A 7,615-nucleotide genomic window follows, 5' to 3' on the forward strand; every position below is an offset into this window, starting at 1 on the left:
AGGCCCCCTCTTCAATTCAATGACCGTGTTGCACTCGGTTCCTGCAACCGCCCCTTGTTTCGTAAATCAATGGACATGTCCGGGTATTTGTTTTCAACATTTTTCGCGATAACAGCGACCTTCTCGGGCGACAGGTTTTTGCTGATGGGCAAGTGTAAGGAGTCTTTTTCGCAACCCGATAAAAAAAGAATAACGGGAAATAATTTCCAAAACGTGTGCGACATAAAATATCCTTGTAGTTCAACGCGGAACGCTTGATAGTTTTTCTCAGAGTTGTTCACTTGACTGAATCGCGCATCGAAAACTGACGCCGGGGTAGTATGACGCTAAAATAGGTTTGTCAGGCCATCGTCTTACCACCGGCGCCGCGAACAAAGGGCCTTCGGGGTAATTAGAGCCTCTTCTGACTTTTTCAGTGCCTGTCATAGGGCCTTTCGGGTTTTCCACAGGTGAATGCTGATAGTAGTCTTTGTCGTACCAGTCATTTACCCAATCCGTCGCATTGCCGGACAGGTTGTAAATGCCTAATGGGTTAGGTGTGAAGCTATTAACAGGGAAGGTTCTACCGCCACCGGGTTCAGGAAAGTTTTTTCCATAGTTCAAGCTGCCATTGTCGGTTGGAAATAAAACGTATAGACCACGGCTTCGGGCAGCAAACTCCCACTGCGCCTCTGTGGGTAAATCAACAGGGTAGCCACTGAGTAAGCCGATCCATTGGCAATAATCCTTCGCCTCCTGCCAGCTTTTGACTGGCGTGGGTAAGTTTTTGTTATACCTGGATTTTAAGTTTTCTCTATCTCGAAATTCTGCGTCTAAAATAGGCTTGCCTTGAACAGTAAAAAACAAGTCAAAATCACCCAAGGTGGTTTGAAACTTAGAAAAATAATAACTGCTCAGTTTGACAGGGTGCACAAACTTATTGTCGGATTCGGGGCTAATGCTGCAAAGCGTCCCAGGGTCTTGCCCGCAAGGCCAAGTACAAACGTCTTTTTCATCGTAGTCACAGATCCAGCCAAAATCGCCCATGTCAAACTCGCCGCCCTCGACAAAGACCATGTTGTCAATGGACTGCACTACTGTACTTAATATCTTGTTACGTAATTCATCGGATTTTCCAGGGTATTTTTTCCCAATATTTTCCGCAATGACAGCCACTTTTTCAGGTGACAGGGTTGTGCTGACGGGCAGGGAAAAGGACTTCGCTTCGCAGCCAGATAGGAAAAGGATGACAGACAACAAAACAAAACCCTGATGCAGCATGAATATATCCCTATCGCTTGTGGTGAGTTGCGAACTTTAGCATTCTCACTCAACTAGCACACCCTTCACGTTTTCGATAAAAATACCTATTAGATTGTTATCGCAATAGTGTTGCAAACTTCTAGAAGTCTACGCCCGCGACGACCAGGCGCGGCTGGTGGCGGTGATCCCGCCCGAAGACGCGCCGACCACCTACGAGTACTACAACGGCTTTGTTCGCGTGGTGAACCGCGGCCAGGCCAAGTGGATTTACTGGCGTAACGACAGGGGGGACATCACCGAGCAAGTCGACCCGCACGGCCATTCCACCCACTACACCTACGACCCCCAAGGCCGCCTGCTGAATGTGCGCTACCCGGACGGCAGCCGCCATCAACTGGGCTGGAACAACCTCGGCCAACTGCTGGAAGAACGCCTGCCCGACGGTGGCCAGCGCAAATACCGCTACGATGCCCTGGGCCGTCAGATCACCCGCCAGGACGAAACCGGCGCGCTCACCCAGTACCAATGGAACACCGCCAACCGCCTCGCCCAAGTCACCTTGCCGGGCGGCACCACGCGTGCGTTCACCTATAACCCCTACGGCAACGTCACCGCCGAACGCGATGAACTGGGCCGCATCACCCGCTACGAATACGCCGACGGCCTGCACCTGGTCAGCCGCCGTATCAACCCCGATGGCAGCCAGTTGCGTTATCGCTACGACAACGCACGGTTGCTGCTCAGCGACATCGAAAACGAACGGGGCGAGCAGTACCACCTGGACTACTACGCCAACGGCTTGATCCAGCAGGAAACCGGCTTTGACGGCCGCCGCACCGCCTACGAGTACGACCTCAACGGGCAACTGCTGAAAAAAACCGAATTCGGCGACGACGACAGCGAACTCATCACTCAATACCAACGCGATGCCGCTGGCCGCCTGCTGGTCAAAACCCTGGCCGATGGCGAGCAGGTTCACTACCGCTACGACGGCCTGGGCCGCCTGGTAAACGTGGACGACGGCCACTGGCCGCTCGCCTACGAATACGACCTCCAGGACCGCCTGATCACCGAGCACCAAGGCTGGGGCACCACCCGCTACGCCTACGACGCACTTGGCCAACTGAGCCATTGCCGCCTGCCAGACGGCAGCACCCTGGACTACGCGCACCAGGCGGGCGGCGTACTGAACAGCATCGACCTGAACGGCTCGCGGCTGACCACTCACCAGTTCAGCGCGGGCCTTGAGCAACAGCGCCAGCAAGGCGTGTTGCTGAGCCAATACCAATACGACGAACAGGGCAGGCTGCAAGCTCATAGTGTCAGCCAGCAGACGCGCAACCTCTACCGCCGCCGCTACGCCTACGACGCCAGCGGCAACCTGGCGGGCATCGACGACAGCCGTAAGGGCAACCGCAGTTTCCATTACGACCCGCTGGACCGGCTGGTCAAAGTACGCGGCACCACCCCGGAAAGCTTCGCCCACGACCCCGCCGGCAACCTGCTAGGGCAGGGCGACGTGCCCGCGGGGAACCTGGCCAACGTCAAAGGCAACCGCCTGCTGATGCTGGGGGACCGGCATTTTGACTACGACGCCTATGGCAACCAGGTCCGTGAGCGGCGTGGCGCAGCACACAAACTTGTTACCGAGTACCGCTACGACTGCCAACACCGATTGATTGGCGCGACCCTTCCCGGGGGAAGCAACGCGTCGTATCGGTACGACGCGTTTGGCCGACGCATCGCCAAGACGGTGGACGGGCAGACCACCGAGTTCTTGTGGCAGGGCGAGCGGCTGATCGTCGAAAGCGCGAATAACCGCTACCGTACCTATGTGTACGAACCCGGCACCTTCCGCCCGCTCGCGATGCTGGACGGCGAAGGCCCGCTGAAGGCGACGCCGTTCTACTACCAGCTGGACCACCTGGGCACACCGCAAGAGCTGACCGACTACAGCGGCGATATCGTGTGGTCGGCGAAATACCGTGCCTACGGCAACCTGGCACTGCTGGACGTGGAGGAGATCGATAACCCGCTGCGGTTCCAGGGGCAATACTTCGATGGGGAGACGGGGTTACATTACAACCGGCACCGCTACTACAATCCGGGTACCGGGCGGTTCTTGACGCCGGATCCGATCAAGCTTGCGGGTGGGTTGAATAACTACCAGTACGTGCCTAATCCTACGGGGTGGGTGGATCCGTTGGGGCTCGCTAGCGGGACTGGAAATTGTCCAACGGTTATACGGGACGCACATGGCAGGATCACAGATTGGGATTTTGATATCTCCCCAAACGAAATTGGTACAGGCAGTTCAACTAACCAAGCTGCTAGAAACCACGCAAGATCACTGGGTAAAATCACTGATGATGCAGGGCATGCGAGGGGAAATAAACTGGGGGGCTCCGGAACCATGCTGCATAACATTTTTCCACAAGCGCCATCCGTTAATCGTGGAAAGTTTCGAGTTTTTGAGAACGGTGCTGCTGATTATATTATCAAGAATGACGTAACTGCTAAAGCCCGTTTAACTGCTTTGTATGAGGGGCAAGAAACGCGTCCGTATAAGTTAGTTTATGAATTGCTATTTTCAGACGGCACAAAATTTTCCAAGAGTTTTGATAACTAAAGGTGGAGTCGTAAATGTTCATAGTTAAAACAAGTATAAAGACAGCTTCGCATATTGGAGGGGCGCCAATTTTGCCGAAAGGTGTAGCCACTCCCAAGAGTGATAACGGAATACCGCTCACCTTCTTTTTTACAATTCAATTTCCTGAGGGGCACACTTTCTATGGTTATGCGCTAAGTTTTTTTTGTGCTACAGACGAATTTGATGAAGACTTTTCGATACCGGAAATGCTTGATGTGGTATTAAAAGGTGCAATTATACCTGACGGTTTTTTAAACGTTTATCAAAAATTTTTTAAAGTATACCTATTTAAAGTGGAGGATGCAGTTGCTTTGGAGCCGCAGAGTAACATCGCGCGTCAATACTTGACGTTCTCAGATGATGAGGTAAGCGACATTTTTGGCTGGATAGGGAAAGTTCCGAAATGGCTTCTAGAGGACGAATCTCCCTCCATGTATGAAGGGCAGAATTTGGATTTTTTATTTCAGGTTAAAAAAGATCAGGTGTTTGAAATATTAAATTCAGCGCCGCCTCAGAAAGAAGTTAATATTTTCGGAGGGGAAAAAGATAGAGAACAAAGAAATTATTTTTTCTTCAATAAAAATGAAGTGTTCTTTTTTGGTGTTTTTTCAAAAAGTCCTAATGATAACGTATATATCATTACTCAGTGCGATTAATTTTTTAAAATTTTCATGTTTTGGCTCGTTGAGATTTTTTTACAAATTTTAAAAAGATCATTTTCAACTGTTTATTGGTTGTATATAAAAAAATTAGGTAAATAGCTTTTTTTGGTTTTCTGTAAATCAAAGCACGGTATAGCTGTATGTGGTGAGTTATGCCGTGTTAGTTATGACTTATCTAGGATATTTTCGCTCAAGTCCGCAGACGTGCTGAAATGCTCCCAACTACCTGATACGAGTCTGCATGAGTCAGCGAGCTTTTCCAACTTCGAGTGCGCCGGCAAGCGCAAGCAGACACGCCGCGAACACTTCCTCGCCGAGATGAATCAGGTCATACTCTGGAGTGGCTTGCCGGGGCGTCTCGAGCAGTTCTACTTGGGGATTCTCTATATCAGACTGGGTTGGATACACTAGCGGTATTCCAAAGTCCAAAAGGTCTTTTAAAGTGATCGAAAGTGGTGAATAAAAAAGCTAGAGTAGTCGCCAATGCTGCGAATAGTAAAATTAGAAAGCAAGTAACCTTAGTCGGAAGCAAAGTTTATGTGCACAAAATTTGTTTTGTTGTTTTTTGGTGGGTGTCTAACAGATTCATCAAATAAAATAATACTCTCTCTAACAGTGCATAGAGGTCAAGTGATTCCGTAGAGGAATATTTTTTCAGAAGTTTAAAATGACGAATGTAGGGAACTAAAATCTGATGAGCAGAAATATTATAAGGCTCTTATGAGCTTTGAGTTTGAGCAAGATGCATCACTTGATCTGCTGGGAAGTGTTGAATCTAAACTAGGCGTTGTACTGTCTGAAGACTACGAGTTTTTAAAAAACATAATGGAGGTGAAGAGTTTATAAAAGATGAATGTATCATTTTTTTTTTTTTTTTTCGGTGTATGAGTTTGTTCTTTTTAATAAAGAATATGAGGTATCTCTGAATGCGCCTGGGCTGGTTTTGTTCGGCTCAAGCGGAGGAGGAGAGGCCAATATTACCACCTGGCATTGCAAGGCTGCCGTTTATTGGGGGTGTCATTAGAGTATGCAGATCAGCTGGCGAAAAAATTTGAGGCATTTGTTTTTTACTAGCGGAAGGTTTATGAGTAGTAACGTAAGGCGGCATGCTGGAAATAAAATTAACGAGATGGGAATGTCGGAACTTACTCCGGTAACTTTTGATGTGTCCCCTGAAAATAAAGTTTATCTGGCTCGAAAATTTTTAAATATAAAGTATGAAAATATTTTTTTATTTTGTGATTTAAATGTTTGGTATTTTATATTTATGCGTTTTTCTTTTAGATAAGGAGTAGGCGCGATGTATAAGAAAATGATTGAAAATCTAGGTGCTAAAGGAGTCTTTTTTAAACGCGTGGATAGTATCGTTTCGGAGCCCATTGATTTGTCAAACGAGCTGCTGGAGCTGATTGGTTTTTTTAACGGATCAATTGTTTTTGAGCTCGGTGCAAAGTTTAAAACTCAAAAAAATATTCCCGTGCGAGACAGTGAGGGCTTTATTGATCTTGATATAATCTACGGATTAAATAACGACGAAAATAATATTTTTCTGAAAAATAAGGCATATAAATATCAGATAGAAGAAGATCTGTATGTTTTCGGTGAGTCAGGCAGTGGCGATCAATATTGTTTAAGTAAAAAAACGGGGCAGGTTTATTATTGGTATCACGAAGCGGAGTTTGAGAATGAAATAACTTTTCTGATAGCGCAAACGTTTGAAGGTTTTATTTCGGGATTGTGTCCGGATGATGATGTTACGGAAAAAGCAAGCAATATAATAAGTTCAAGATACGATTTTTGAACGGCGGAATATAAATGTATTGACTTCAGTGAGAAACAATAAACACCGTCAAAGGCAAAAAATGAATCAAGCATTGCTCTACGAAATTGCTAAACGCACCGGATTTACTGTCACTGTGTTCTCGGATCATCCAGATTTTTTTTCATCCTGGTCGTTACGGGTAAGAAAACACGATGCTTCATACATGATCGATCAAGACGGAAGAGATGGATGGATGATTTTTTATAAAGAGATCGCTCCAAAAAAATATCAAGAATTAGAAAAAAAGATATCCCATTCGATGAATGATAATGAAAAGGCAAATACATGTGAGGCATGGCTTAAAAAGATTTGACCGGAAAATGTGGGTTGCTCAAGTCCAAAAATTAAAATAAATATACATCCTTACTGAATGAATACCGCTCTCATGGCCCGAAAATTCAATGCATCGGTATATCGCGACGCTAAAACTGATCAACTATTTTAAGAGATCCTAAAAAGGACTGGTCGATGATAACTAAAAAAACCGATGTAGGTGATATTGTATTGATTCCACTTGAGCAAGGCTTCAGGCTCGCAAAGGTTTTGTACGTTTCTCAGAGATACAAAGATACTATTTTGATCGGGATTTACAAGGCTGTCGTAGACTCGTTAGAGTTTCCTAACCATATTTCTGATGATTTTGAGTTATTGCTTTATACATCAAAAGTACCTATTCAAAAGAAGCGTTGGCATTGTGTGGGTAATGAGCCATTACGTGTTAATCAGAAAAACTTAGATTTAAGAGTGGTAGCAGGGAACCTTTGGCAAGGCGATAAGCATTTAGGGCGAGCCTCAGATCAAAATAAACAAGAGTTGCCGGAAATGCTGGTGATGGGGCCCGTGTTGGTGGAAAAAAAAGCTGCTCAGATAAAGTAGGGAGCTTTTCGTAAATGTGGACAACGGTCACTAATCACTCGCCTACCTATGCGACCTTCAAACCGACCTCGTCAAATAACGGATGGACGAACTGCATCAGGATCTTGAGAAGGCGGTGAGTGTTTAAAAGTATCTTCGCCAGAGGTGAGCTGTGCCTGCCCCTGAAACCGACTGTCATCTTGACGCGTCAACGAGACTTGCAGGGGTACCTGACCATCGCGCAGCCGAAGGGTAGCGAGTAATGCATATTCAAACGAGTAGGTTCCTGGTGGAGCAACTAAAAGCGGAATTAAGGGGGGGCGCGTTAGTTAGGGATGGTCTGAAGTAGGCCACTATGTTTCGACAGCCGAGCCATAGACGCTT

Annotated in this window: 6 protein-coding genes and 1 pseudogene; 6 read left to right on the plus strand and 1 reads right to left on the minus strand. The window is 47.0% G+C overall.

All coding sequences use genetic code 11. The features are described from left to right. Positions 1 to 267 precede the first annotated feature (267 nt). On the minus strand, positions 268 to 1,260 hold the full coding sequence (locus ACW9H9_RS27850) for a formylglycine-generating enzyme family protein (RefSeq protein ID WP_457346587.1): 993 nt from the start codon (positions 1,258 to 1,260) through the stop codon (positions 268 to 270). 151 nt (positions 1,261 to 1,411) lie between these two features. Between ACW9H9_RS27850 and ACW9H9_RS27855 the strand changes: the two are divergent. From ACW9H9_RS27855 to ACW9H9_RS27880, 6 genes and pseudogenes are all read left to right on the plus strand, one after another. After that, positions 1,412 to 3,871: pseudogene (locus ACW9H9_RS27855) on the plus strand (RHS repeat-associated core domain-containing protein); the annotation flags it as partial. Between the two features lie 14 nt (positions 3,872 to 3,885). Further along, a complete protein-coding gene (locus ACW9H9_RS27860; protein ID WP_457346586.1) occupies positions 3,886 to 4,548 on the plus strand; it encodes a hypothetical protein in 663 nt (220 codons plus the stop codon). Positions 4,549 to 5,638: 1,090 nt separating this feature from the next. Then, positions 5,639 to 5,842, plus strand: coding sequence for a hypothetical protein (locus tag ACW9H9_RS27865; protein ID WP_457346585.1), 204 nt, complete (start codon positions 5,639 to 5,641; stop codon positions 5,840 to 5,842). Positions 5,843 to 5,854: 12 nt separating this feature from the next. Continuing rightward, on the plus strand, positions 5,855 to 6,355 hold the full coding sequence (locus ACW9H9_RS27870) for an SMI1/KNR4 family protein (protein WP_457346584.1): 501 nt from the start codon (positions 5,855 to 5,857) through the stop codon (positions 6,353 to 6,355). A 61-nt stretch (positions 6,356 to 6,416) separates the two neighbouring features. Next, complete coding sequence (locus ACW9H9_RS27875; protein WP_457346583.1) at positions 6,417 to 6,689, plus strand: hypothetical protein; 273 nt, start codon at positions 6,417 to 6,419, stop codon at positions 6,687 to 6,689. Positions 6,690 to 6,844: 155 nt separating this feature from the next. After that, positions 6,845 to 7,252 (plus strand): Imm26 family immunity protein, encoded by a 408-nt coding sequence (locus ACW9H9_RS27880; protein ID WP_457346582.1) that lies wholly within the window; start codon positions 6,845 to 6,847, stop codon positions 7,250 to 7,252. Positions 7,253 to 7,615: the final 363 nt, after the last annotated feature.

This window comes from Pseudomonas sp. SDO5215_S409, from assembly GCF_054071325.1.

Bases quoted from the DNA above. Each gene is read 5' to 3' on its own strand.
- ACW9H9_RS27880 (WP_457346582.1), top strand. From the start codon at position 6,845: ATGATAACTAAAAAAACCGATGTAGGTGATATTGTATTGATTCCACTT.
- ACW9H9_RS27860 (WP_457346586.1), top strand. From the start codon at position 3,886: ATGTTCATAGTTAAAACAAGTATAAAGACAGCTTCGCATATTGGAGGG.
- ACW9H9_RS27865 (WP_457346585.1), top strand. From the start codon at position 5,639: ATGAGTAGTAACGTAAGGCGGCATGCTGGAAATAAAATTAACGAGATG.
- ACW9H9_RS27850 (WP_457346587.1), bottom strand. From the start codon at position 1,260: ATGCTGCATCAGGGTTTTGTTTTGTTGTCTGTCATCCTTTTCCTATCT.
- ACW9H9_RS27870 (WP_457346584.1), top strand. From the start codon at position 5,855: ATGTATAAGAAAATGATTGAAAATCTAGGTGCTAAAGGAGTCTTTTTT.
- ACW9H9_RS27875 (WP_457346583.1), top strand. From the start codon at position 6,417: ATGAATCAAGCATTGCTCTACGAAATTGCTAAACGCACCGGATTTACT.